General features: G+C 41.8%; 21 protein-coding genes. 3 read left to right on the top strand and 18 right to left on the bottom strand.

Features of this window, described 5'->3' with window-relative positions:
• Positions 1 to 262 precede the first annotated feature (262 nt).
• The gene (locus tag ACYH0L_RS06585; RefSeq protein WP_099728670.1) at positions 263 to 1,435 is read left to right on the top strand and encodes an aminotransferase A; all 1,173 of its coding nucleotides are present in this window, start codon (positions 263 to 265) and stop codon (positions 1,433 to 1,435) included.
• 25 nt (positions 1,436 to 1,460) lie between these two features.
• On the opposite strand, the gene ACYH0L_RS06580 is transcribed toward ACYH0L_RS06585, so the two are convergent.
• Both ACYH0L_RS06580 and ACYH0L_RS06575 read right to left on the bottom strand, forming a co-directional pair.
• Entirely contained in the window at positions 1,461 to 3,290 is a 1,830-nt protein-coding gene (locus ACYH0L_RS06580) for a PAS domain-containing sensor histidine kinase (protein ID WP_099728671.1), read from the bottom strand.
• Between the two features lie 155 nt (positions 3,291 to 3,445).
• A complete protein-coding gene (locus ACYH0L_RS06575; RefSeq protein ID WP_099728672.1) occupies positions 3,446 to 5,572 on the bottom strand; it encodes a peptidoglycan D,D-transpeptidase FtsI family protein in 2,127 nt (708 codons plus the stop codon).
• A 336-nt stretch (positions 5,573 to 5,908) separates the two neighbouring features.
• Between ACYH0L_RS06575 and ACYH0L_RS06570 the strand changes: the two genes are divergently transcribed.
• The gene (locus ACYH0L_RS06570; RefSeq protein ID WP_099728673.1) at positions 5,909 to 6,709 is read left to right on the top strand and encodes a CAP domain-containing protein; all 801 of its coding nucleotides are present in this window, start codon (positions 5,909 to 5,911) and stop codon (positions 6,707 to 6,709) included.
• 231 nt (positions 6,710 to 6,940) lie between these two features.
• Here the strand turns inward: ACYH0L_RS06570 and ACYH0L_RS06565 are convergent, their stop codons facing one another.
• The 10 genes from ACYH0L_RS06565 to ACYH0L_RS06520 all read right to left on the bottom strand — a co-directional run bounded on the left by ACYH0L_RS06565 (position 6,941) and on the right by ACYH0L_RS06520 (position 18,497).
• A complete protein-coding gene (locus tag ACYH0L_RS06565; protein WP_099728675.1) occupies positions 6,941 to 7,813 on the bottom strand; it encodes an NAD(P)-dependent oxidoreductase in 873 nt (290 codons plus the stop codon).
• 13 nt (positions 7,814 to 7,826) lie between these two features.
• Positions 7,827 to 8,612 carry an SDR family oxidoreductase gene (locus tag ACYH0L_RS06560; protein ID WP_099728676.1) on the bottom strand — a complete coding sequence of 262 codons (786 nt, stop codon included), beginning with the start codon at positions 8,610 to 8,612 and terminating at the stop codon, positions 7,827 to 7,829.
• A 75-nt stretch (positions 8,613 to 8,687) separates the two neighbouring features.
• Entirely contained in the window at positions 8,688 to 10,649 is a 1,962-nt protein-coding gene (locus ACYH0L_RS06555; protein ID WP_099728677.1) for a methyl-accepting chemotaxis protein, read from the bottom strand.
• Positions 10,650 to 10,765: 116 nt separating this feature from the next.
• The gene (splB, locus tag ACYH0L_RS06550) at positions 10,766 to 11,794 is read right to left on the bottom strand and encodes a spore photoproduct lyase (protein WP_099728678.1); all 1,029 of its coding nucleotides are present in this window, start codon (positions 11,792 to 11,794) and stop codon (positions 10,766 to 10,768) included.
• A gap of 81 nt (positions 11,795 to 11,875) precedes the next feature.
• Complete coding sequence (locus ACYH0L_RS06545) at positions 11,876 to 12,118, bottom strand: transcriptional regulator SplA domain-containing protein (protein ID WP_180275567.1); 243 nt, start codon at positions 12,116 to 12,118, stop codon at positions 11,876 to 11,878.
• A gap of 99 nt (positions 12,119 to 12,217) precedes the next feature.
• Positions 12,218 to 13,936: a phosphoenolpyruvate--protein phosphotransferase gene (gene ptsP, locus ACYH0L_RS06540; protein WP_099728680.1), complete on the bottom strand. Its 1,719-nt coding sequence runs from the start codon at positions 13,934 to 13,936 to the stop codon at positions 12,218 to 12,220.
• Positions 13,936 to 14,202 (bottom strand): phosphocarrier protein HPr, encoded by a 267-nt coding sequence (locus ACYH0L_RS06535; protein ID WP_003211078.1) that lies wholly within the window; start codon positions 14,200 to 14,202, stop codon positions 13,936 to 13,938. The genes ptsP and ACYH0L_RS06535 overlap by 1 nt, the downstream gene beginning before the upstream one ends.
• A gap of 93 nt (positions 14,203 to 14,295) precedes the next feature.
• Positions 14,296 to 16,395 (bottom strand): glucose-specific PTS transporter subunit IIBC, encoded by a 2,100-nt coding sequence (gene ptsG / locus ACYH0L_RS06530; RefSeq protein WP_099728681.1) that lies wholly within the window; start codon positions 16,393 to 16,395, stop codon positions 14,296 to 14,298.
• Positions 16,396 to 16,597: 202 nt separating this feature from the next.
• Positions 16,598 to 17,452 (bottom strand): glucose PTS transporter transcription antiterminator GlcT, encoded by an 855-nt coding sequence (glcT, locus tag ACYH0L_RS06525; RefSeq protein WP_099728682.1) that lies wholly within the window; start codon positions 17,450 to 17,452, stop codon positions 16,598 to 16,600.
• 55 nt (positions 17,453 to 17,507) lie between these two features.
• Positions 17,508 to 18,497, bottom strand: a complete 990-nt coding sequence (locus ACYH0L_RS06520; RefSeq protein WP_099728683.1) for a LacI family DNA-binding transcriptional regulator — start codon at positions 18,495 to 18,497, stop codon at positions 17,508 to 17,510.
• Between the two features lie 93 nt (positions 18,498 to 18,590).
• Between ACYH0L_RS06520 and ACYH0L_RS06515 the strand changes: the two genes are divergently transcribed.
• Positions 18,591 to 18,734, top strand: a complete 144-nt coding sequence (locus ACYH0L_RS06515) for a hypothetical protein (RefSeq protein WP_180275569.1) — start codon at positions 18,591 to 18,593, stop codon at positions 18,732 to 18,734.
• Positions 18,735 to 18,788: 54 nt separating this feature from the next.
• On the opposite strand, the gene ACYH0L_RS06510 is transcribed toward ACYH0L_RS06515, so the two are convergent.
• The 6 genes from ACYH0L_RS06510 to ACYH0L_RS06485 all read right to left on the bottom strand — a co-directional run bounded on the left by ACYH0L_RS06510 (position 18,789) and on the right by ACYH0L_RS06485 (position 25,340).
• Entirely contained in the window at positions 18,789 to 19,883 is a 1,095-nt protein-coding gene (locus tag ACYH0L_RS06510; RefSeq protein WP_256499508.1) for a M24 family metallopeptidase, read from the bottom strand.
• Between the two features lie 105 nt (positions 19,884 to 19,988).
• On the bottom strand, positions 19,989 to 21,908 hold the full coding sequence (locus tag ACYH0L_RS06505; protein WP_482354432.1) for a heavy metal translocating P-type ATPase: 1,920 nt from the start codon (positions 21,906 to 21,908) through the stop codon (positions 19,989 to 19,991).
• A 295-nt stretch (positions 21,909 to 22,203) separates the two neighbouring features.
• Positions 22,204 to 22,692 carry an endospore biogenesis thiol-disulfide oxidoreductase StoA gene (stoA, locus tag ACYH0L_RS06500; protein ID WP_099728686.1) on the bottom strand — a complete coding sequence of 163 codons (489 nt, stop codon included), beginning with the start codon at positions 22,690 to 22,692 and terminating at the stop codon, positions 22,204 to 22,206.
• 54 nt (positions 22,693 to 22,746) lie between these two features.
• On the bottom strand, positions 22,747 to 24,063 hold the full coding sequence (locus ACYH0L_RS06495; protein ID WP_099728687.1) for a polysaccharide biosynthesis protein: 1,317 nt from the start codon (positions 24,061 to 24,063) through the stop codon (positions 22,747 to 22,749).
• A gap of 112 nt (positions 24,064 to 24,175) precedes the next feature.
• Positions 24,176 to 24,838 (bottom strand): cell wall hydrolase, encoded by a 663-nt coding sequence (locus ACYH0L_RS06490; protein WP_327925520.1) that lies wholly within the window; start codon positions 24,836 to 24,838, stop codon positions 24,176 to 24,178.
• Between the two features lie 307 nt (positions 24,839 to 25,145).
• Positions 25,146 to 25,340 (bottom strand): hypothetical protein, encoded by a 195-nt coding sequence (locus tag ACYH0L_RS06485; protein WP_099728689.1) that lies wholly within the window; start codon positions 25,338 to 25,340, stop codon positions 25,146 to 25,148.
• Positions 25,341 to 25,369 lie beyond the last annotated feature (29 nt).

The following is a 25,369-nucleotide window of genomic DNA, read 5'->3' as shown; positions in this document are numbered from 1 at the left end:
CTATGAAAGCCATTCCCATGACTTCATTCTCACGTTCTTTCATTTTACGCAGTTTTGCCGTTTTCTAATCATCATCACAGCCTGTATTTTCCGAGCTGGTTACGCTATAATAAATGTTGCTCTTTCTTCAATATATCACTCATGCTGTGATGGATAGGAGAATAGACTACATATAATGATATCCGATGCCCTTCCGCAGGTGACATTTATGCAGTGAATGGTAAAATAGGATAAAAACATAAATATTTTAAGGTGATGAGAAATGGAGCATTTGCTGAATCCAAGAGTAAAGGATATTGAAATTTCAGGCATTCGAACATTTTCAAATCTCGTATCGTCATATGAGGATGTCGTTTCATTGACTATAGGTCAGCCCGATTTTTATACGCCGCATCATGTTAAAACAGCTGCTAAAGCAGCCATTGACGAGAATTTCACCTCATATACTCATAATGCTGGTTTCCTAGAGCTAAGACAAGCGATCCAGCATTACATCAAGAAGAAAGTGAATCTTGATTATGATGCAGAGTCAGAAATCATTGTCACAACAGGTGCAAGTCAAGCAATTGATGCTGCGTTTCGAACCATTTTGACTGAGGGTGATGAGGTCATTTTACCTGGACCTGTTTACCCTGGCTATGAACCGATCATTCGAATGTGCGGCGCGGCGCCCGTACATATCGACACAACGAATGCTGGCTTTAAATTAAATGCCAAGCTGATTGAGGATGCATTAACGGAAAAGACAAAGTGTGTTGTCCTTCCTTACCCTTCAAACCCAACAGGTGTCACACTTTCTGAAGAAGAATTGAAAGAAATTGCCCAGCTGCTTGAAGGAAAGGACATCTTTATTTTATCCGACGAAATTTATAGTGAGCTGACATTTGATCGGCCCCATCATTCAATTGCCTCTTTCCTAAAGGAACAGACCATTGTGGTCAACGGACTGTCAAAATCTCATAGCATGACCGGATGGAGAATTGGCTTTTTATTTGCTTCAGCTCCAATTGCTAAACATGTATTAAAAGTACATCAATATAACGTGTCTTGTGCCTCGGCTGTCTCACAAAAGGCGGCACTTGAAGCCGTGACAAATGGTGTAGATGATGCACTCATCATGAGAGAGCAATATAAGAAGAGACTCGATTATGTATATGATCGGCTCATTTCTATGGGGCTTCCGGTCATTAAACCTTCTGGCGCTTTTTATATTTTTCCATCCATTGAATCGTTTGGGATGAGTTCATTTGATTTTTGCATGGAGCTGTTAGAAAGTACAAGACTTGCTGTCGTACCTGGCTCTGCTTTCTCTCCATTAGGCGAGGGGTATGTGCGCCTTTCCTATGCATACTCACTTGAAACGCTGAAAGAAGGACTTGACCGGCTAGAACAATTTATACTTGAAAAACGTTCCATACATTCAACAGACGAATGAAACAACGGCTCTCTTGCCGTTGTTTTTATTTTGCAGGAAACATGATGTGAAACACGGTGCCCTTCTCAGGCTGACTATCGACACGGATCGTCCCGTTGTGATTTTCTAAAATATTAAATGTCACCATGAGGCCGAGTCCAGTGCCCTTTTCTTTTGTGGTTAAAAAGGGCTCTCCTATTCGCTTCATGACTGATTCAGGAATGCCGACCCCTTCGTCTCTAATGGTGACGAGTATCCCATCTCTTTCTGCTTTGGCCGTAATGTCTACCTTTCCTCCGTCCGGCATGGATTCTACAGCATTTTTGATTAAATTGATAAACACCTGCTTGAGCTGATTTTGATCCCCGTTCATTAGGAGATCCTCCTCAATGTCACTTGTGTTCATTAAAATTCCATTTAAGTTGGCCTGTGTTTCTAACAAAGCCGTGACTTCGCTGATGATTTTTTTCAAATCAAGCGTCTGCATCGATGCAGTTTGCTGCGGCTTCGCGAGCATTAACAACTCACTTAATATAACCTCAATCCGGCTCAGCTCAGAGAAAACAATGTCGAAATATTGATCACGATCTTTTGTTTTCGGTTTAATGAGCTGCAAAAAGCCTTTAATGGCCGTCAATGGATTCCTTATTTCATGTGCAATGCCCGCCGCCAATTGGCCTGCAATCGATAATTTTTCAGAGCGCAGCATCAGTTCTTCTGTCTGCTTTCGCTCGGATATATCTCTTAAAATAATTTGAACGGCTGTTTCTCCAAAGAATGTTGTTGGGATACAAACCATTTCTGTATAAATCAGCTTATGCTTAAACGTATGGCAGCTCATCGTGACAATCTCAGAATCTGATGCTCTTTCAATAATACGCGACAAGCTTTTTTTGACTTTTGGCTGATCACAAGAATGGATTTGATGAAAGATATCCTTTCCTATTAATTTATCGTAATGTTCGGCTTCAAATAATTTAATGCCCGATTCATTCATAAACACCCATTTATGATCATGGATGACCGCAATCGTATCAATTGAATTTTGGATAAGCAGCTGATACCGCTCTCGGCTTTTTTGAAGGACGGTTTGGAATTTTTTACGGGATGAGATGTCCACTAAGAGCAAAAGCTCTGCCCGCTGATTTTGATAGATCGTAGGCGATGACTTTACTTCAATGTGAATGCTGCTCCCGTCTTTCCTCTTCCATTCTTGTTCAATCATTCCGACTGGAAGGCCTTGCTGCAGCCTTGTAATTCGGTTTCTCACTATGTCGTGGTATTCCTCGGCAATAAAATCAAACGTGGACTTGCCGATCATGTCATCTCTTGTGCATACCCCCATTAATTGCAGCATCGCATCGTTCGCATACACAATTTTCCCAAGCGCCGTAATACATAACGGATTTGGCAGCATAGCAATTAACTTTTCAGCTTCACTGACATTTTGGAAAGCCGGTAGACTGCCTAACGACTGTTCTGACACGTCTGATGTTGTTTGAAATGCTGCTTTTTGAGGCTCAGAGTCCAGCACCCTCATTTTCAGGATCATTTCTCTACCTAATTCGTTGTCTAAACCATCACAAGCAACAAAATCAATGCTTGCTTCAATCCAAACAGCTGTAAGATCACTTCTTAGCAGTCTAAAGTGGCAAATCTCTAGCATGTGCTGATTGTAGAAATAACTTTCGACGAGAAATTGATCTTCGTTATGAACAAAGTCCTTCAAAAAACACCCTAGTACATCCTTTTGTTCATAGAGCAAAAGCTGTTTACAGTTGGAAGAAATGTAGAGAAAGCGGCCATTAGAAGAAAGAACGGCATGTAAATCAATATTCGAATACAGCTGATTCGAATCTTTCATTTTTTGTTCCATCGTCGTCCGACCCTCCTTTTATTTTTTTAGGGTTGTCCTTAGATTGATGTATAAAAAAGATTCGCTAGAAAACCCGTATTTTCCTTCCATAATCGAGTGAAACGTCCATATTTTCAGCAAAAAAGAGCACATTCTCTTGCTGTGCTCTCTGCTGTTTATTGCTTTTCGTATTTTTTTTGTAATTCAACGTACTTATCAACAATTTTACTCGGGATCGTTTTAATGACAGGATCTTTATCTGTGACATAAGGGGTCACGACACTAAAAGCCACCTTTGGATTAGAAGAAGGATAATATCCGCCAAAGGTTAAATTGTACGTGGCATTTCCCCACCAGCTGCGGTTGGCGCCATAGTAAAAGGTTTGGGCTGTGCCTGTTTTCCCCGCTACATCATGCTGACCGAACCGGCCAGCGGCAGTCCCGCCTGTTGATGTGACCATTTTCAGGCCCATTTTCACGCGGTCAATATCAGCTTTCGAGTTGTTAATGGTATTCAGCACCTTCGGCTCATATTTTTTCACAACCGGGCCTACTTCTTCCTTATTCGTTGGAAGGTGAACACTTTTCACCACTCTTGGCTGAACACGGTTGCCTCCATTGGCGATTGTCGACATGTATTGTGCGACTTGAAGCGGTGTGTACGTGTCATACTGTCCAATTGCTTCATCAAGTAAGAGCCCGCCGACCGTCTTAGGATGCGTCTGCATTCCGCTTGATTCCTGCGGCAGGTCGATCCCTGTTTTCACGCCAAGACCGAATTGCGCATAATAATTTCTCATTTTTTGTAAATGCTCAGGTCTTGCTGGCAGAGGACCATCCTTTTGATAGGTGATGCCTGCCATCCTCATCGCTACTTGGAACATATAGACGTTTGAGCTTTTTTGAAGCGCCTGAAGGTCGTTAACCCACCCAAGAACTTTGTAAGACCTTTTCGGTTTCCCCCCACTCCCTGCAAAGTAGAGCGGTGTATCCATATAGGATTGATTGTGTGACATCCCGTCTTGATAACCAGAGAGGACAGTGGCTCCTTTTACGACAGAGCCCATCTCATATTGCGTTGTAAAGTTTCCAATGGCATAATCTGTGACATCTCTGCCGTCCATTTTCTTTCCTGACATGGCGAGAATGTCGCCTGTGTTAGGATCCATCATGACAACAAATGCCCGGTCCATCATATAGTTTCTTGCACTAGCGGATCTAAGCTCTGATTCGACGATCTTGTCGACTTCCTTTTGCAGCTCCATATCAAATGTCAGCGCAAGGTCAAGTCCTCTTCGTCCCTCTGTCCGCTTGATTTCATCAAGCAGCTTCCCGCCGACTTGTGTATATTGAACGGTTGCTTTTTCTGGATTTAAGAAATCCTCGTATTGATATTCTAAATAACTCTTCCCTACCCGGTCATTTCGCGAGTAGCCTCTTGCCATATAGTAATCTTCACGCTCTTTCATGATTCCTTGCTCTGGTGTGGTCACACCGCCAAGTACATTATAAAGGGTCTTTTCATACGGATATTTTCTTGTCCAGTCATTGATGACATTCACGCCAGGCAGTTCATCAAGGTGCTCTGATACAAGTGAAATTTCTTCGTATGTCAAACTCTCTGATGATGTCTGTTTTGATTCTTTTGTTTCATCGAGTAAAGCAACTTTTTCGTCCCCTTTTTTCTCTTCGTTTGGGTCCATTGCTTTCACAATTTGAGGCTCAAAGGCATAGCCGCCTGTAAATCTTCGGTAGATCGCTGCAACTGCTTTTTCGTTTGCATCGTTTTCAATGGCCTTTACTTCTTTCTTTGGCACACGCTTCACTTGAAGCGGATAGACATCTTTCGCATTGATATCCTTTTTCTCTGCTTTTGAAATAAGCTTATCGGCTTCTTCCGGGTGGCTGGCCAGCCAGAAATCTCGAATGTCTCGCTCTCTCAAAAAATCAGTATCCATTTTTATATAAGTCGCAAGTTTTCTTGCTACCTTAATCTTATCCTCCGCTTTCACACCGCTTTCTGATGTATAAACGATCGCAGGTACACTTTCGTTATCAACGACGACTCTTCCTCTCGCGTCATACATTTTTCCTCTTGGAGACGGGTATGATGCTGTTTTGACCTCTGTTCGGTTTGCTTGCTTTTTATAATCCTCACCATTGACGATTTGCAGCACACCGAGCTTGATCACAAGTACAGCAAATAAACTAAATACAGCGAAGAAAAAGAGATTAATCCTCCAGGCGTTCCGGCGCTTGATTTTTTTCTGCTCGGCAGCACCTTGATGCTGTTTCTCTCCCACTTATGTAGCTCCTCTCATCCTTTCAATCTTTTACAATTACCACTCATTATTGTAACACTTTTGTAATAGTTGTTACAGCGAAACAAGTGAAAAAAAGCTGTCAATCCCTATTCTGCAAAAAAATATACTAACACTTTAAAATATTGGTATGTTTATGTCGTTTTCATTAAGTGGAAGAATTCCCTATCCTTTGATATGAAGAGGCTCTTTCTATGACTTTAACAAAAATGACAAACACGCTTTGTCAATGGAGGATGCTGGTACATTTATAACAAAAAGTCTATGTTATGATTTTCTGTGAGAAAACAAAACAAAGATTTTAGGAGGAGTTACAAAATGAAGAAGAAATCATTCTTTTTTTCAGCGCTAACAGCTGCTGCATTGATTACGTTCACTGGAGGACATTCAGCTGATGCAAAGGAGCTTAACCTGAAACAAGTCATACACGTACAGCATCAAGCCATTGATCTTCATACATTAGCTGCAAAATTACATATCTCTTCAGATGTGAACAAGCTAAGCAAGTCTAACCAAAAAGAGATCGAAGCTCTATTAAACAAGCTGATCAAAAGCGGTCAACCTGTTACTGGTACAAAAGTGGTGAAAGAAGTAAACAAAGCAAAAAATGAACAAAAACAAGAATCAGTGAAAAAACCAACTGCTTCTAAACCAAGCACTCCAGCGAAACAAAACACAAACAACAATAACAGCACAAAAGCTGACCAAAAAGACACAACTGCAGCAAAAGCAGACAGCAGCTTAAATGCATTTGAAAAAGAAGTAGTTGAGCTGACAAATAAAGAGCGTGCAAAACAAGGATTAAAGGCACTTTCTGTTGATTCAAAATTAAGCAAATCGGCGCGCGCAAAATCTCAAGATATGAAAGATAAAAACTATTTCTCTCATACAAGCCCAACTTACGGATCTCCATTTGATCAAATGAAGCAATTCGGTATCACTTACAAAACAGCAGGTGAAAACATTGCCCAAGGTCAAAGGTCACCTCAAGAAGTTGTAACAGCTTGGATGAACAGTGAAGGTCACAGAGCGAACATTTTAAACAAAAACTATACACATATTGGTGTTGGTTATGTGAAAGATGGCAACTACTGGACGCAGCAATTCATCGGAAAATAATATGAAAAAGGCTGTCCCACCGAGGGACAGCCTTTTAGATTGTTGACAAAGGGCTAAAATGAACTTTATTTTAGCCCTTTGTCTTCTTTTCAGCGTGATAAAAAACCTTTGCAGTCTAGGAAGGACGAGTACTGGAGCGAATTTGAGTTTCGTGAGCACCGGCACGCAGGACTGACAACGAATGCGAGGGTTTGTCTACACGCTGAGCCTGTCCAACCGTGGGACAGGCTTTTATTTTACCCATAATTTATAAATACTCTGCGTTCCACTGTTTTCTTCGCCCTGTTCGCTGAGCTTTTCATAAAGTGACTTCGCAAGTGAGAGGCCTGGCATCTCTTCTTCCATCAGCTCTGCTTCTTCAAGTGCAATGCCCATATCCTTGATAAAATGCTTCACATAAAATCCTGGCTCGAAATCACCTTTCAGCATTCTTGGCGCAAGGTTTGACAAGGACCAGCTTCCTGCAGCTCCTGTTGTGATGCTTTTGAGCACCTGCTCTGGATCAAGACCTGATTTTTCGGCATAGGCCATTGCCTCTGCGACACCTACCATGCCTGCTGCAATGGCAATTTGGTTACACATTTTTGTATGCTGACCGCTTCCAGCCAGTCCTTGATATTGAATGTTCTCACCCATGTGCTCAAATAGAGGCAGACAAGCTTCATAGGCTGACCTTTCTCCGCCAATCATAATGGCCAGCGTACCATTCTTCGCCCCTACGTCACCACCTGATACCGGTGCATCTAACGCAAATAGGCCTCTTTCCTTCGCTTTCATTTCAATTTCTTTTGCAAGCTGAGGCTTCGATGTGGTCATATCAATGAGATAAGTACCAGGAGCAGCATGTGTCACGAGCCCTTCTTCCCCTAAATAGATCTCTTCCACATCTGATGGATACCCGACCATAGTGATGACAGCATCCGCACTTGCTGCGATTTCCTTCACTGTTGACTTCCATGAAGCGCCTTTTTGAATCAATGCGTCTGCCTTCGTTTTCGTTCTTGTATACACGAGAACCTCATATCCTGCATCCATTAAATGTCCTGCCATACTATGTCCCATTACACCGATTCCAATGAAACCAACTGTTTTGATTTGTGCCATCACGTGTTCCTCCTTAAAGAGACTTTGTCAATCCACCATCAATGATCAGTGTTTGACCTGTCATATATGTATTCGCTTCAGATAAAAGGAAAGCCGCATATGCCGCAAATTCCTCTGGCTGTCCGTACCGGCCAAGCGGGATCGCTCGTTCTGCTTGTGCTTTGATCTCTTCAACTGATTGATGCTCTGTTTGCGCGCGGTGCTTGTCCAGCTGTTTGACGCGCTCTGTTTCAATTTTTCCCGGGGCTAACGTATTGATCAAAATGCCATCTTGTGCAAGCTCCTGGGCAGCTGTTTTTGTCCATCCAGCAATCGCCGGTCTAAATGTATTCGACAGCATCAAGCCTGGAATCGGTTCTTTCACCGACATAGACGCAATATTTAACACGCGTGCGCCGCGTTTTTTTAAATAAGGCAAGGCCTCTTTTAATAACCGGATATAGCTGAGTAAATGAAGCTGAAATGAGTCCATCCAATCTTGATCCGTTAAGGTCTCGAGCGTCCCTGTTTGAGGACCGCCTGTATTGTTCACAAGAATGTCGAGACGCTTTTCATCACCAGCTGCTGCTTGGGCAAGCGCCTTGATTTGCTCGGCGTCAGATACATCACATACTTGATAAGTCAGCTGCCCTTTTACAAGCGGGGACAATTCTTTGACCGTTTCTTTCAGCGTCTGCTCATGTCTTCCTGAGAGCATTACATCTGCGCCCTCTTTTGCTAGAGCAAAGACTATTGCTTTTCCGATACCTTGACTGCTTGCAGCTACCAATGCTTTTTTTCCAAATAGATTGACATCCATGTCAACACCCCCTCTGCACTTATTTTATCATACAAAAAGAACCTTGCTCACGTCGCAAGGCTCCTTTCCATTCTATTACACCTTAAACCGGTCAACCGCCTGACGTAATGCCTGGCTTGATTCGTTCAGCATTTCGGTCGAGGTTTTCGTTCTTTCTAAAGCTTGTACTTGTTCATCGGTAGAAGCATGCACTTCCTCTGCTGAAGCCGCAGATTCTTCTGAAATTGCAGCAATGCTTTGAATGGAATCATTCATTTTCTGCTGTTCTTCTGTCATTTCATTGATCTGTGTATGAATGCTGTCAATGGAGCCGACAAGTGCCTGCATTTCCATTGTGATGCTGCTGAGTGCCTCACCTGTTGCATTGATGGCATCACCTTGTTCCTCATTCATTTTACTTGCTGCTGTCATTGCTTCAGCCGCCTTCTTCGATTCATCTTGAATGAGTTTCACAGTTTCACTAATGTGTTTTGTTGATTGTGCAGATTGTTCAGCAAGCTTTCTTACTTCTTCTGCGACGACAGCAAACCCTCGTCCGCTTTCTCCTGCTCGCGCTGCTTCAATGCTTGCATTCAGTGCAAGTAAATTCGTTTGATCAGAGATTTCAGAGATCGCCGTCACGACGTTTTCAATATTTTTCGTTTTATGCTCAAGATCCAGCAGCATTTGCTCTACCTTCTTCGATTCTTCATTCGCTTGTGTTGATTTTTGGACGAGCTGGCCAAGAGCATCGAGCCCTCTATAGCCTGCATCTTCAGATGATTTTGAGTTGGCTTGCATTTGCGTGGCAAGCTCACCCATATGACGTACTTTTTCATACAAATGCTCTGATTTCTCATTAATTGTTTCAGCATCTATTGCTTGTTTAGACGCCCCTGTTGCCACCTCTTGAATGGCAGTTGCAATCTGTTCGCTTGATAGTAAGGTCTCATTTGAAATTTGCGTCACTTCATCCGTTGATTTCACAACCTGGTCTGAAGCCCCTTTCACTTTTTCAATTAACTCCCTAATGCCCTCTGTCATTTGATTAAAGCTTTTCGTGAGGAAACCTATTTCATCCTGGGACTTTGTTTCAAGTGAGCTGGTTAAATCGCCTTCAGACACTTTACGAACATGCTCTATCAGACGCTTGATTGGCGTTGTAATGCTTCTTGCTAATAAGTAGCTTAGGATCATAGCAAGAATAATCGCAATCACAGATATGATGATACTTGTTTGATTCATTTGTTCTGTGATCCAAAGCAGTTTCTTTTTCTCGAAGCTGACCCCTATCGTCCAATCGGCTTCTTTAATTTTAGATATGACTGTCAGCTGTTTGTTATCATCAATACCAGAATTGTCGATCGCTTTTTTCACAGAAGCGACTTTTGATATGTTTTTTCCTTGCTCTGTTGGATGCGCCAAAATGGTGCCTGTGCCGTCAACTAAGAAAGCGGTTCCCATATAAGGAATTTTTTGTTCCTTTATATAGGATTGAATGGAGGACAGCTTCAAATCAAGTCCAGCAACTCCAACGACTTTTCCATTTCGCACAATCGCCTTAGTGGCTGAGACGACCATTTCATTGGTTGCTTTATCAATATATGGGTCTGTCCACAGGACCTCATCAGGCTTTTCAGCCGCTTGAATAAACCAATCTCGTTTAGAAGGATCATATCCTTCGCCAAAATCGGACTCTGGGAAAGCGAACATTTTGCCATCATTTGTTCCAATATAGGCAAGCGAGATGAGTTCATCCTGCTCCTGTAAGCCTTTTAGTTCATCGCTTTCAAATGCCAATGTTTGTTTTGTTTGTTTTTGTGCAAAATCTTCAGTCAGTGTACTTGTTGCCAGTTTGTTAATTGTATCACTGTAACCATTAAGTCTTAATGCAATGATGTCTTTCATGCTTTCTGCCGTTGCTGCTGTGGTGGTTTTTGCATCACGTTCAATGAGTGGTCTTAATACTATGTTGGAACCCACTTGAACTGCCACAACGGTTAAAATTAAAATAACTGAGATAAAAACAGCTATCCTTATTTGAAGTTTCTTAAACATCTCATCACCCCTACATCCTACTTTCGTATCTTATTTTGTATATCGGCAAAATTGGTACCGCATTCAATAGTTGTAAGAAAATTTAAATAGAAAAAAACAAGCCACAAAGGCTTGCTTTAAGTAAAATATTCAATTTTTGCAGACGGAAAGTACTGATCGATATATGATTCTAATGTCTGTCTTAGTTCTTGTTCTTCATCTTTTTGGTAGATATATTTTCCAATTCCATATCTACCCCATTTGTATCTTCTTTTTTCTTCATCTAATTCTAATTTTGATTTCGGGTAGTTTTTTTGGATCACACGCTTCGCTGGTTTTGTAAAGCGGTGCTGAATCATTTCAAAGGTGATATCGTGTCTCACATCTTCTGAAAGGGCGGCATCGAGTTTTTCAAAAAGAACTTTATACCCTTCCTGCCAGCCTTCGTGAATGTAAATCGGGGCAATAATAAAGCCAAGAGGATAGCCTGCTTTTGCCACTTTGACAGCCGCTTCAATTCGCTGATCGAGCGGTGATGTTCCGGGTTCGAAATATTTAATGACATAATCAGCGTTGATACTAAAGCGGAATCTTGTTCGACCGTTGTGCTTTGCATCTAATAGATGATCGACATGATGAAATTTAGTGACGAAGCGAAGCTTGCCAAGATCGGTTTGCCCAAAATATTCAATCGCTCGCTTCAGTGTATGTGTCAAATGGTCAATCCCTACGATGTCAGAGGTACAAGAGGCTTCAAATCTTGTGATGTCCGGTGCACGCTCGTTCATGTACTGCTCAGCCTGATCTAATATTTCTTCTACATTAACATACGTGCGAATGTACGGCTTACTTCCCATTGTTGTTTGCAGGTAGCAATAATGACAATGCCCCATACATCCCGTCGCAAATGGGATCGCATACTCTGCAGATGGTTTAGACGAGTCGAACTTCAATGTTTTCCGCACACCAATGACAAGCGTTGATTTCGCATTGCGATACTTTTGCAAGTCATTTTTCCCTGGGATATTTCTCACCTGGTTATGTGAAGTCGTTTCTCTTATTTCAATTCCCATACCCTCGAACTTTTCCTTCAGCTCTTGTCCTAACGGGTACTCTAGCGCTCGAGGTTCAATATAAACAAGCTGGGGGACGAAAGGTTTGATCATATTTAGCACATCCTTACCTTTAAGGTTTCATACCGTTACTTTAACCGCTCAGGATGGCTTTTATCCTTTCTAAAATCTCCCTTATTCAAACAAATCTTGATAAAGGGCTTCTGCTTCTTCGTATGTTGAAAATACGGCATCATCAGGTGCTAATGGATGATACGTTTCCAGTAAAAATAGTGCAAGCTCCTCTTCGTTGTATGGATGTGAAACGATTTCCGCTTCTTTAATTTGTGCTACGTTTGCTGCATGTGGATTTCGATAAATCACATATACTTGATCACCCGGCTTATAGTCAGAAAAAGGCAATCTGGTCACCTCCATTTTTTAATTATAGGTTGCCCTTCTCTCTGCTCGATATGACCCATTATGATAAAATTCGACAAAAAAACCAGACAGTTGAACCTGTCTGGTTTGATTCACTTAGTTATGTTGAAACGTTTTCTTGACGAAATCAACTACTTCTTCTGTTGTGCTAAGTGATAAAATATGCTCTTTAAATGATGCAGCTTCTTCCTTAGAAAGCTTGCTTAGCTGCGTTCTTGCTGGAAGAATGGATGTTGCACTCATTGAGAATTCATCTAATCCTAATCCAAGTAGAAGCGGGATTGCGATTTCATCTCCTGCCATCTCACCGCACATGCCAACCCACTTACCTTCTTTATGCGCTGCTTCAATCACAAGCGTAATCAGACGTAAAATGGCTGGATTGTATGGCTGATAAAGATATGACACTCGTTCGTTCATTCGATCAGCAGCCATTGTGTATTGAATCAAATCATTTGTTCCAATACTAAAGAAATCCACTTCTTTTGCAAATTGGTCTGCGATGACAGCTGTTGATGGAATTTCCACCATAATACCGATTTCAATGGAATCAGATACGTCTGTACCAGCGGCAACCAATGCTTCTTTTTCTTCAAGTAAAATGGCTTTTGCTTCTCTAAATTCTGATAACGTCGCGATCATAGGGAACATGATTTTCAAGTTTCCATATGTACTTGCACGAAGTAAGGCGCGTAGTTGTGTTCTGAAAATCTCCTGTTCTTCGAGGCAAAGGCGGATCGCTCTAAAGCCAAGGAACGGGTTCATTTCTTTTGGAAGCTGCAAGTAAGGGAGTTCTTTATCGCCACCAATATCAAGTGTGCGGACAACAACTGCTTTACCTTCCATCTTCTCTAACACTGTTTTATAAGCATTGAACTGTTCTTCTTCTGTTGGAAGCTGATCTCTGCCCATGTATAAAAATTCTGTACGGTACAATCCCACCGCTTCGCCGCCATTTTCAAGTACACCTTTTACATCTTCAGGTGTTCCGATATTTGCAGCTAACTCTACGTGAACGCCGTCTTTTGTGACCGTTGGCTGGTCAACAAGTTTCGCCCATTCCGCTTTTTGAGCTAAGAAGTCTTCATGCTTTTTTTGATACGCTTTCACTTCATCTTCAGAAGGCTGAATGATGACGTCTCCAGTAATACCATCAACAATGATGAGATCATCGTTTTTGACCGTTTTTGTTGCTTCTTTTGTTCCAACAACGGCTGGAATCTCCATTGATCTTGCCATGATCGCTGAGTGAGAAGTACGACCACCGATATCTGTCGCAAAACCTTTGACGAATTGTCTGTTTAGCTGAGCAGTATCAGAAGGTGTTAAATCTTCTGCAATGATAATGACTTCTTCAGAAATCATACTTGGGTTTGGAATGTCAACGCCTAGCAAATGTCCAGTAACACGTTTTGTAACGTCGCGAATATCCGCTGCACGTTCCTTCATGTATTCATTGTCCATTGCTTCGAACATCGTGACAAACATGGTCGCTGTTTCTTTTAAAGCAAATTCAGCATTTACTTTATCCGATTTGATTTTGTCCTTTACTGGGTTTAGCAGCTCTGGATCACTTAACACAAGAAGGTGCGCAGAAAAGATATCTGCTTTGTCTTGGCCAAGCTCTTTTAGCGCATGTTCTTTAATTGCTTCAAGTTCTTGTTTTGAAACATGAATTGCTTCTTCAAAACGTTTTACTTCTGTCTCTGGATCGTTAATGTCTTTTTGGTGAACTGTTAAATCTGGTTCTTCCAGACGGTATGCTTTTGCAATCGCAACGCCTGCTGAAGCACCGATTCCTTTCAGTTGTTGCATTACTCGCCTAGGCCTTCACTTTTCATTGTGTCTTTTAGTGCAGCAAGTGCATCATTTTCATCAGAACCAGAAGCAGAGATTGTGATTGTAGCACCTTTCGCAATTCCTAGAGACATTACACCCATAATAGATTTAAGGTTCACTGTTTTACCATTATATTCTAAGTTGATATCAGCATCATATTTACTAGCAGTTTGTACAAGAACTGTTGCAGGACGTGCGTGAATTCCAGAATCTGCAGTTACTTTGAATGTTTGTTGAGCCATTTTTATCAATCTCCTTTTTATACAATTAATACATCCACAATATTATATCATACTGCCGAGCTTGTCATCTAACAAGAACGGCAGTTATGAAAATTATTTTGAAATTTTCATGATGTTTTCTTGACCAGCTTTGATCTCGCCGGATTCTTGAAGGTCAATAAATTGTCCTTCACCTAAGTTTGTAAATACAATTGGTGTCATCAAAGATGGTACTTCTGACTTAATTTTATCAATATCAACCTCTAAGAGTTTTTGACCGATTTCTACTTGATCTCCCTCTTGTACAAATGCTTCAAATCCTTCTCCTTTGAGGCTGACCGTATCAATACCGAAGTGGATCAAAATTTCAAGTCCACCATCAGATTGCAGGCCGATTGCGTGTTTCGTTGGGAAAACATTTAGAATTCTCCCTTTCACCGGTGAAACCACCGTTCCATCTTTTGGCAAGATGGCGAAACCGTCACCCATCATTTTCCCTGAGAATACTTGATCTGGTACATCTGTAATCGGATGAAGCTCCCCTGTAATTGGTGAAGCAAAGATTTCTTCCCCTTGCTCGTTTTGAAGCGGTTTTGCAATGACTTCTTCGACCTGCTGGCTGACTTCTTCTTTTGCAGAAGGGTCTTTAGCTGGACGCGGCGTGCGGCCTGCAATGATGTCTTGCATTTGTGTTTTTAAATTATCAGAGCGCGGTCCAAAGATTGCCTGGATGTTGTTCCCTACTTCGAGGACACCTGAAGCGCCAAGCTTTTTCAAGCGGTCTTTGTCCACTTTCTTCTGATCATTTACTGTGACACGCAAACGCGTAATACAAGCATCTAGGTGTTTAATGTTTTCTTGGTCACCCATTGCTTCAAGGATTTCATACGGCAAGTCATCGGCTTTTCCAGCCTTAGCCCCGCTTGCACCATCTGCTGCTTCATCCTCGCGGCCTGGCGTTTTCAGATTAAATTTACGAATTGCGAATCTAAATCCGAAGTAATAAATGACAGCAAGCACGAGACCTACTGGAATCACAAGCCACCAAGCCGTTCTGTTTGGCAAAATACCGAATAAGAAGAAGTCGATTAACCCTCCTGAGAAGGTCATACCGATTTTCACGTTTAGAATATCCATTATCATAAAGGATAATCCAGCAAATACACAGTGGATTGCAAATAATAATGGTGCAACGAACAAGAATGAGAATTCAAGCGGTTCTGTAATCCCTGTTAAGAAAGAAGTCAGTGCTGCTGAACCCATAATTCCAGCTACAAGCTTTTTATTCTTAGGTTTTGCTTCATGGTAAATCGCAAGTGCTGCTGCTGGAAGTCCAAACATCATGAACGGATATTTCCCTGTCATGAATGTTCCGGCTGTCAGCTGAACACCATCTTTGATTTGTGCCATGAAGATACGCTGGTCACCACGGACAAGCTCTCCTGATAAGCTCTTATAGCTAAAGAACTCATACCAGAATGGCGAGTAGAAAATGTGGTGCAGACCAAACGGGATAAGTGAGCGTTCAATCACACCGAATACAAAGGCAGCAAGCGGCTCATTCGCTGCAAGCAGTCCTGTTGAAAACGAGTTCAGTGCACCTTGGATTGGCGGCCAAATGACTAGCATCAAAAGCCCTAAAATAAGTGCTGAAATGGATGTGACGATTGGAACAAATCGTTTACCAGCAAAGAAACCGAGATATTGCGGGAGCTCAATTTTGTAAAATTTATTATACATATAAGCTGCTAATACCCCGACAATGATCCCGCCAAAAACGCCGGTAGACAAGGTCGGAATGCCGAGCATATTAATATACGCTGGATGGCTTTCCTTAAAGAACTGGGCCAATTTGATAGAATCTGACGGAATCGATCCGTTAGCCATTAAGACGGCACTCATCGTAACGTTCATGACAAGATAACCGATGATCGCGGCAATTCCTGCCACTCCGTCTCCATTGGCAAGACCGATCGCAACCCCTACAGCAAATAAGAGCGGAAGATTAGAGAAGACGATGTTCCCTGCATTTTCCATGACACTTGCAACAAGCTGAATTGTATCATTGCTTAAAAATTGAGCTACATCAATCAGCTGCGGATTTTGCATCGCATTTCCAAGTGCTAGTAAAATACCAGCAGCAGGAAGGATCGCAACTGGAAGCATAAGTGCTCGTCCAATTTTTTGCAACACACCAAAAAGTGATTTAAACACTGGTTGAACCTCCTTTTGTTTTCGCTTACAACATACATTTGGGTTGCTCCCTGACGTACATTTCATAATTAACCGTTTACATTTCACTTTCAAACACAAAAAAAGGCATGGTGATATAAGGTTGCGCAAATAACAGGATCTTATCCTGTATTTACCTTAAGTCACTCATGCCTGATCGAATCAGTTACACGTTTCAAGGAAACTATGAAATTTTATTAGTCAATCTGTACAGGTGAAGCGTCAGGTAGACAGCTTCTGCATCATGTACAGGCTTTTTCAATGCATGCTGCAAAATTTTGATCATTTTCCAAGCAGTATTGTAGCATAAAGGATATTCATTTTTCAATAGATGAAGCAACTTTTCTGGTTCCTCTAATGATTCTTCCCGTTTAATACGCTCAATCGAAAACGTAATATGGCGCAATAAGCGTAAATAATGAATACTTTCTCTGTCTACTTTCATATGAAAGGAATCTTCTATGACTTGGACCATCTGCGTGATGAGCTGCGAATGACGGTTCACCTCAGATAAGGGCCGGTTCGTTAAAGCCGAATGAATATGGAGCGCAATAAAACCAATCTCTCCTTCTGGCAGCTTTGTTTCAATATCTGGCCGCTCGTTAATCAGTTCAACGACTTCCTTTGCGACCTCGTATTCTTTCGGGTACAGCGATTGTGTCTCAAGCATAAAAGGATTGGTAATATCATAACCTTGCTGCACCCGCTTAAAACTAAAGGCTATATGATCGGTCAGTGCAATATGAATATGCTCATTCAAGCGATGTCCCATTTTTTCTCGTATATGATAAATGACGTCATTGGCAAGCTCGATCATGTTCTCATCAATGTGATGAAGCAGCTGTTTATATTCTGTTTGTTCCTTCGTGTTTTTTAACACAAACATCTTTTCAAATGCCGCTTGATCGAGAACATCACCCGATTTTTTTCCGAAGCCGATCCCTTTTCCAATCAGAACCACTTCGCCCAAAGAAGGGTGTCTTGCGATGATGACATTATTATTTAACGCTTTATCAACGGTGAAGGATTCCATGAACATCCCCACCTCCTTCTTATTCAATCCCTCTTATCGTACAAAACAGATGAAACGTGCGTCAACGATTGTTTTTCAAAACGGTGGTTGTTCGCTCTATGAGGCGAAATGACAGCACTCTTTTTTCTGATGCTTCTCCCTTTAACGCCCGGTCGTACAAGTCAAATGCTTCCTGCCCCATTTGTTTGAGTGGAATTTCAATGCTGGAAATCCCTAAAGCCTCACTCAATTGTTCGTTTTGAAAGCCGAGTATGGCGGGTGATTCCCCTACTTTTATATGGTGACGCTGCGCTTCTAATAAAAAGCCTGCTGACACGTCGTCATTTGTGATCAGTAATGCTGTGGGACGATTTTTCATCCCCTGCCATTCTGTAAATAATTGCTTCCCATCAAAAAGTGTTAACTTCCCTTCAATGATCCATTCCTCATCAATGTCCTGCCCAAGCGATTGCATCATATCTTGATAAGCTTGAAGGCGCGTTTGGCTATTCGCTCCTTCTGTTCTGGCAAGAACGATCGCAATTCGCTCGTGCCCGCATGCCGCTAAATGATGAAGCCCTTCTTTCAATGCTTGATCATGTGCAATCGACACCGCTGAACAGTCATCATGTGGTGTAGGATGACAAAAAATAATGGGGCCGGATTCCTGCCACTTTAAGATGTCTCGATCACTTAGCGCATTTGAGCAAAAGATTAAACCGTCCACACGCCGCTCCTTTAAGCTCATCAAAGCTTCTTTTTCCTTTATTGGATCATACCCCGTTTGAAACAAGGCAAAGTGCAGGCCGCGTGCCTGTGCTTTCTCGGCAATGCCTGTGACAAGTCCGCTGAAATAGGAGTGATCAATCGTTGGAAGAACGATTCCGAACATATTAGAGTAGCCCTTTGCTAAATGCACAGCCTGAATGTTTCTCGTATACTTGAGCTCTTTCATCGCATGCAGCACACGCTCTCGTTTTTCTTCTTTGACATAAGGATGATCATTCATCACACGTGATACGGTTGTCACAGATACGCCCGCTTTTTTCGCAATCTCCCTTATGTTTGACATTTTTTCTCCTACTTTCTCTTGATATGGTAAGCGTTTCATACTTTAAGATGTATGTGAGCTGAACAAATCACTGGATGGAAAGGGGAATTCAAGATGGGTATTATCATATGGATTATATTATGTATGGCTGTTTTGTTTTCTGCTCGCTTTGCACTACATCCTTTAGGAAAAGAACATAAAATCAAACCGTTTCAATCAATTGATGATTTTTTTGTTGACAAGGATCGAAAAGAGTGACAAAAAATCACGATGACACTTCCAACGCATGGACGTTCATCGTGATTTTTTTCATTACTTGATGATCGTCAGCTCTTTTGGATAATTGGTTAAGGTGACTGGACCATCTGCTGTGATCAGTACATCATCTTCAATTCTCACGCCGCCGACTCCTGGGACATAAATACCTGGCTCGATCGTATAGACCATGCCTTCTTGGAGAAGGTCGTCATTTGCCTGGCTCATAGAAGGAAACTCATGAACAGACACCCCTAGACCATGCCCAAGACGGTGCGGGAAGTACTCCCCATATCCCGCTTCTGTGATCAGCCCTCGTGCTTTTAAGTCCAAGTCTCCAATTCTCACGCCTGGCTGGCTCATTTCAATTGCTGCCATTTCTGCGTTCAAGACGGTTTGGTAGATGTCTTTTTGCTTGTCAGAAGCTTCTTGATAGATGAATGTTCTTGTAATGTCTGAACAATACCCATCGACAATCACACCAAGGTCAAATAACACAAAATCGCCTTTTTTTAAGGCTGCCTGCCCTGGATTTCCGTGGGGCTCGCCTGATTTTTCGCCAAAGAGAACCATCGTCGAAAAGGACATGCCTTGAATGCCTTTTTTCTTTAACTCATATTCAATGACAGCGAGCACTTCAGTTTCGGTGATTCCTTCTTTTAAGGCGTTCACCCCAATTTTTACCCCTTCATCTGCCAATTGAGCGGCTTTTTTCAGTGTAGCAATTTCAGATTCATCTTTAATCAGTCTTAACTGATTGAGCTCTTCTTCTGCCCTGACGAAAGTTTCCGCCCCAGTGGCAGCTTGGAGCTGCTCTGCTCTTTGAAGCGGAATCGACTCTTTTTCAATCGCAAGTCGAGCCGCTCGTACACCTCGTTTTTCTACTGCTGACTGAATGAAATCAAATGGGTTCTCATGGTCTTCATAACCAATGATATCGCCTGACCATCCAGCATTCTTCGCCTGCTCCACTTCCATCTTAGGCAAAATAAAAAATGGATCTGCCTCTTGAAACACAAACAGCCCCATCACTCTTTCGTGCGGCTCTGTGAAGTATCCAGATAGATAAAACACATTTTCCTTTGTATGTATAAATGCACCTTGAATGTCTTTTTTCTTTAGCCAAGAAGACAAGCTCTTCATTCGGTTCATCGTGATCCTCCTCACACGTTTTACTACTGATCTATTGTATCAGTTTTTGCTGTATTTCGCACAAAAGCGCACTGGCATGAAGCCAAGTGCGCTATGATCATTTGCTTAAGATGCACGAAGCAGTCGCAGTCCATTTAAAATGACCAAAATCGTACTTCCTTCATGCCCGATGACGCCAAAAGGCAAATCAAGCACTTGTAAGAAATTCGCACAAATTAACAGACAAATCACCGTTAATGAGAAAATGATGTTTTGCTTAATGATTCTATTCATCTTTCTTGAAAGGCGGATCATCTTTGTTAGGTTATTTAAATTGTTCTTCATTAAAATGAGATCCGCTGTTTCTAAGGCAACGTCAGTGCCCCCGCCCATCGCAACGCCAACATCTGCTGTGGCGAGTGCCGGTGCATCATTTATTCCGTCTCCTACCATGATGATCGAGTTACCTTGTTTTTTAAGTTGATTGACCTCATGTACCTTTTCATCTGGAAGACACTCAGCGACAACTGTTTGGATGCCAGCTTCCTGCGCAATGGCTTCAGCCGTTTTTTGTTGATCTCCTGTGAGCATGACCGTTTGAATGCCTAAATCATTCAGCTCTTGAATCATTTTTTTAGCTTCAGGTCTAATTTGATCCTTAAGGCCAAGGCAGCCAACGACTTCTTCATCCTTTTGAACATACACCACTGTATATCCTTTTTCAGAAAGAAGATCACCCGTCTCTTCAATCTCTCGGTCCATAGGAGCCTTGCCGGCAAAATCTTTCTTCCCTATGCGCCACGTTGCTCCATTCCATTGTGCTTTTACACCAAAGCCCGAGGTTTCTTCAATGGTGACGTGTGCTGATCTTTCTACTTGGTGCTCTTTTGCCATATCAGAGATCGCTTTTGCTAATGGGTGGTTTGATTGACTTTCAATTTGATAAAGCGCCTGATAAAAAGCAGCTTTCTCTTGTCCTTCAGCCAGCACAACCTTTTCTACAGCTGGCTTCCCGCTTGTAATCGTCCCCGTTTTATCAAAAGCGATCATGGTGCTTGTGCCTAATTTTTCTAAAAAGACGCTTCCTTTTACAAGCATCCCGTTTCTTGCGCCGTTTGAGATAAGTGAAAGAGCGGCTGGCATAATGGATGCAACAAGCGCACAAGGTGAAGCAACCACCATAAACACCATTGCCCGGTAAAAGGTTTCACTCATGCTCCAGCCGAGTACAAAATGAGGCAGGAACATTAAAATAGCGACGGTGATTAACACACCTTTTACATATGCACCTTCAAATTTTTCAATGAATGCTTGGCTTGGCGAAACACTTTCTTGAGCGGATTCAACAAGCTTAATAATTTTATGAAAAAGCGTCTCTTCATTATATTTCGTTACTTCTACTGTTAAAGAACCATTTAAGTTCACAGTTCCTGCAAACACGTCCTCCCCTTGCCCTTTTTCCTGAGGAACCGATTCACCAGTGAGTGCAGATTCGTCCACACTTGTTCTCCCGCTCAGGATCACACCATCTGCTGCAATACGCTCGCCAGCTTTGATCATAATACGGTCGCCCGGTGTTAATGATGAAGCAGCGATTTGAATGGTTGTGCCATCGTCTTCAATTAAAGTCGCTTCATCTGGTGCGATACTCATTAAAGCTGTTAAATCTTTCTTGCTTTTATTTGACGTATACGTTTCAAGCGCACCGCTCAATGAAAAAATAAAAATTAAGATGGCACCCTCTGCCCAATATCCAATAATAGCTGAGCCTATCGCTGCGAAAATCATTAAAAGTTCTACATTCAGCGTCTTAGACGAAATGGTTTCTTCGATCCCTTCTTTCGCCTTTGCAAAACCTCCAATAACAAAAGCAAGGATGAAAAGAGGGATACTCCACATGCTTTCATCCTTTAGAACCCACCCAATCAAGATGAGAATTCCCGAGATCCCTGCTGCCATTAATTCTCCGTGCTGTGTCCATTTGTAAAAGGACCATTTCGATTCCTTTTGTTTTGTCGTTTGATAAAGTGCTGTATTCTCATTCATGATTGTTTTCTCCTCTCTAATTGATAATGGTTTTCACATCACCAATCGTTGCCCGTTCCGTTTTTCATCTATAATTTCTGCTATTTCAAGCTTTTTATAGGTCTGTAACTCATTATAACAGGTTCTGATCAATTTTCAATTAATAATTATTATAATTTCTTTTTGATAATAATTATCATTATTGATGCAGGTCATTCCATCCTCTTCTGAGCACAGTTTATTCAGATGAAAAGCAATTGAACACTAAAAAAGAACCAACGGAATGACCATTGGTTCTTCACAGAAAACATTTGTTTTACGAATTCGTCCACTCTTTGATTTGTTTTTTCGTCAGTGGACCTACATGGTTTTTCACCACTTCTCCTTTTTCATTAATAAAAAAGGTGGTCGGGATCGTGATGATTTGATATTTCTTCATCATTTCTCCGTGCTCATCAAGAACGATCGGGAATGTAAACTTTCTGTCTTTCACAAATTGGGCGACAGCGTTTTTACTTTGTTCAGCACCTAGTAAATTAACGGTCAGAATGTCGACATCACTTTGATTTTCTTTCACGATCTGTTCAAAGGCTGGCAGCTCTATTTTGCAGGAAGGGCACCATGTTGTCCAAAAATGCAGGATTGTTCGTTTTCCTTTCGGCGGAACGATTTGCGTTTCACCAGTTAATGTAGGAACCTCTATCCTCGGCGCCATAACAGGTTCTTTCGCTTCTGTCTCTGTATTCATCAGAAATAGAAGAAGGGTCATCATCAGAAGACTGGCGGGTAGATATTTACGTTTCATCAAGATCTTCCTTCCCAGTTTTCTTATAGCTTGCCCTCTCGATAAAGATGACATTCAAGCTTTTTTCATTCTAAGAAACATCGAAACGCCAAGCTCCTTACAAATGGTGGCATAATGCAGCGCAGTCAGCAGCAGCATACCCGTGTTCATTCCTAATATAACGCCCATCATGTTCAGGCTTTCAATTGACCCGAGGAAATATACCATAGAAAATGAGACGACATGCACCCATATATTATGTAGGAACACGTCTTTAATCAGGCCCATACCGATTAAACACGCTTGAAATGGCATCACAAACAGGTGGCATAAAAAGTACGGCCAGAGCAGCTGCAGATAGACGGCAGCTTGTGGTGAATCAAAAAAGAGCTGCGTGAGCGGATAAGCGAAATAATACATCACCATCACTGCCGGCACCCCATACCCAAACGTAATGAGAATCGCTTGCCTGACACGTTTTTTCACGAGATCATACTGCCCTAAAGCATAGGCTTCAGATACATTCGGAATCATCACAATCATGATCGAATGGGCGATAAACGCTGGGAAGAAACCGATCGACATGGCTACACCAGCAAGCATTCCATAATGATCAACAGCCAGTGTTCCAGAGATACCTGCTGCAACGAGGGCTCCTTTGATTAAAAAAGGTTCAACGGCATTGGCGATGGCATGAAAGATGCGCATCCCAGTTGTCGGAATCGAAACAGCCAACAGGCGCTTTCTCACGTCACTCCCTCTTAGTTCAACAGACCTCACATTCACAGCATTTTTCGCCATGACGTATTGGGAGTATAAATAAATAAAGACGACAAGATCACTCGCAACAATGACCCCAATGGCGATGAGCACCGCTGTTTCAATATCAAAGGAATACCAATGGAAAAATAAAAACAAGCAGATGAGCTGGATCGTTTTTTTCAGCATATTTGCTAGGGCGATTCTGCCCATTTGCTGCTTTCCCATAAAATAACCGCGTGCAATAGAGGTAAACGCAATAATCGGAATAAGAGACAGCACTAAGCCTTTCATGAGCGGATGATACGACTGAAACACAGGAATGAAAGGCAGTACAATCGCTGCTGCTCCCGTGGTTGTACATGTCACCACAAGCGTCATTTTAAAGGCATGGCGGAGCATACTTTTGTGAAGCCGCTCATGCGACTCTGCAATGAATTTAGAAATGGAGACTGGAAGCTCTAGGCTAGCGATCACAAGTACAAGCATGATGATTGGAAGGATACTCATGTAGAGACCCATCCCATGTTCTCCAAGCTCTCTCGCTAAAATCATATTGACTAAGAACTCTATACACTCCGCAATGAAAGCTGCGACAGATAGCAGAATGACCCCTTTTACAAATCGATTCATGTAGCCTCCCCTTGTCTAAAAGCAAATTCTTTTCACATTCTATGAGACAAGTCCTGAAAATATTTTTAAAATTGAAGACAAAAAAAAGCGACCTGTTGATCGCTGCTTTTCTTTAGACGGCAAATACGTGACGGCCGATTCGTTCTACAATTTTACGGGAACGAATCCAGTTATCTGTCGCCGTTTTTGGATTATAAAAATAAATAGCCTTTGTCGTTCTGTCATGTTCTTTCACAACCTGCTTCACAGCCTTAACGGAATCTTGATCTGCCTTATCATTGATGCTTCCATTCGATACTGGCTGGAAGGCATTTCGCTGATAAATAACCGCTCTGACGCTGTCAGGAAAAGAGCCATGCTCTACCCTGTTTAAGACGACGCTTGCTACAGCTTTTTTCCCTGCGTAAGATTCACCTTTCGCTTCAGCATGTACCAATCGAGAAAGCAAGTCCATTTCTTCATTAGAATAACGCGTTTGTTTTTTGGAGTTTGCCTCTTTCGTCGTTTTAGACTTCACTTGTTTTTTTTGCTTCGGTTTTGAAGCCTTTTCTTCTGTTGACGTGCTTAGCATTTTGACTTTCGGCTGACGCTTCCCCTCTGAAAATGCTGGGATTACCTTATGATGATCATCTTGATCTATATATGAAAGCTGATGCTTAACAGGTGCTTGTGAAAGTTCGTGACTTAATGTGCCTTGCTGCTCTTGTATATTGTCCATCTTCATTGCTGCTACCAGCATAAGGATGGCAAAAAGAGCTGTATGAATCTTAATCATTCGCCTCATTCCTCCTTTAATCAAAGTAGGCCGTAAGATACTTGTCCACTCTAACAAGAGCTTCTTCTATTTTCACGCACAAAGATTTGCATGCCTGTCCAAATTCCGTCATTAAATGGCATGTCCTAGTTGAAATGCGCATGAACTGGAAATGTTAGCGCTTAAAAAAGCCCCTTTTTAGCCTATAATCATCCTTATGCTCCTGATTATGGGTTATTACATTTTCTTTTCATATGTATCAGGCTGATTTGAAGTATGACAAAAGAGCCAAAATAAAAAAGCTTTCTCTCATTAGTGAGAAAAAGCTTTAGCTTCTTGCTTCTTTAAGATATTCAAAAATAACATCTCCACGATGTTTGGCCATTCCGCGAAAATATTTAAAATCATCTTGCTTTACCAAAATAGAACGAAAAGTTAAAAAATCATCTTTTTGAATGGTCACTTGCTTCTCCGTCCCATTCCGTAATGATTCAAGTATTGTGAGGATTTGTTCTTCAGTCAAAAAAACCGCTCCTTTTCTGCCATGATCAA

The organism is Bacillus sp. MC1252, from assembly GCF_056838025.1.
This window is presented reverse-complemented; position numbering and strand designations above follow the sequence as displayed.

What these genes read in the sequence shown, in the direction of transcription:
- ACYH0L_RS06585 (WP_099728670.1), top strand. Translation starts at nt 263, where the DNA reads ATGGAGCATTTGCTGAATCCAAGAGTAAAGGATATTGAAATTTCAGGC.
- ACYH0L_RS06580 (WP_099728671.1), bottom strand. Translation starts at nt 3,290, where the DNA reads ATGGAACAAAAAATGAAAGATTCGAATCAGCTGTATTCGAATATTGAT.
- ACYH0L_RS06570 (WP_099728673.1), top strand. Translation starts at nt 5,909, where the DNA reads ATGAAGAAGAAATCATTCTTTTTTTCAGCGCTAACAGCTGCTGCATTG.
- ACYH0L_RS06565 (WP_099728675.1), bottom strand. Translation starts at nt 7,813, where the DNA reads ATGGCACAAATCAAAACAGTTGGTTTCATTGGAATCGGTGTAATGGGA.
- ACYH0L_RS06560 (WP_099728676.1), bottom strand. Translation starts at nt 8,612, where the DNA reads ATGGATGTCAATCTATTTGGAAAAAAAGCATTGGTAGCTGCAAGCAGT.
- ACYH0L_RS06555 (WP_099728677.1), bottom strand. Translation starts at nt 10,649, where the DNA reads ATGTTTAAGAAACTTCAAATAAGGATAGCTGTTTTTATCTCAGTTATT.
- splB (WP_099728678.1), bottom strand. Translation starts at nt 11,794, where the DNA reads ATGATCAAACCTTTCGTCCCCCAGCTTGTTTATATTGAACCTCGAGCG.
- ACYH0L_RS06545 (WP_180275567.1), bottom strand. Translation starts at nt 12,118, where the DNA reads ATGGAGGTGACCAGATTGCCTTTTTCTGACTATAAGCCGGGTGATCAA.
- ptsP (WP_099728680.1), bottom strand. Translation starts at nt 13,936, where the DNA reads ATGCAACAACTGAAAGGAATCGGTGCTTCAGCAGGCGTTGCGATTGCA.
- ACYH0L_RS06535 (WP_003211078.1), bottom strand. Translation starts at nt 14,202, where the DNA reads ATGGCTCAACAAACATTCAAAGTAACTGCAGATTCTGGAATTCACGCA.
- glcT (WP_099728682.1), bottom strand. Translation starts at nt 17,452, where the DNA reads ATGTTCATGGAATCCTTCACCGTTGATAAAGCGTTAAATAATAATGTC.
- ACYH0L_RS06520 (WP_099728683.1), bottom strand. Translation starts at nt 18,497, where the DNA reads ATGTCAAACATAAGGGAGATTGCGAAAAAAGCGGGCGTATCTGTGACA.
- ACYH0L_RS06515 (WP_180275569.1), top strand. Translation starts at nt 18,591, where the DNA reads ATGGGTATTATCATATGGATTATATTATGTATGGCTGTTTTGTTTTCT.
- ACYH0L_RS06510 (WP_256499508.1), bottom strand. Translation starts at nt 19,883, where the DNA reads ATGAACCGAATGAAGAGCTTGTCTTCTTGGCTAAAGAAAAAAGACATT.
- ACYH0L_RS06505 (WP_482354432.1), bottom strand. Translation starts at nt 21,908, where the DNA reads ATGAATGAGAATACAGCACTTTATCAAACGACAAAACAAAAGGAATCG.
- stoA (WP_099728686.1), bottom strand. Translation starts at nt 22,692, where the DNA reads ATGAAACGTAAATATCTACCCGCCAGTCTTCTGATGATGACCCTTCTT.
- ACYH0L_RS06495 (WP_099728687.1), bottom strand. Translation starts at nt 24,063, where the DNA reads ATGAATCGATTTGTAAAAGGGGTCATTCTGCTATCTGTCGCAGCTTTC.
- ACYH0L_RS06490 (WP_327925520.1), bottom strand. Translation starts at nt 24,838, where the DNA reads ATGATTAAGATTCATACAGCTCTTTTTGCCATCCTTATGCTGGTAGCA.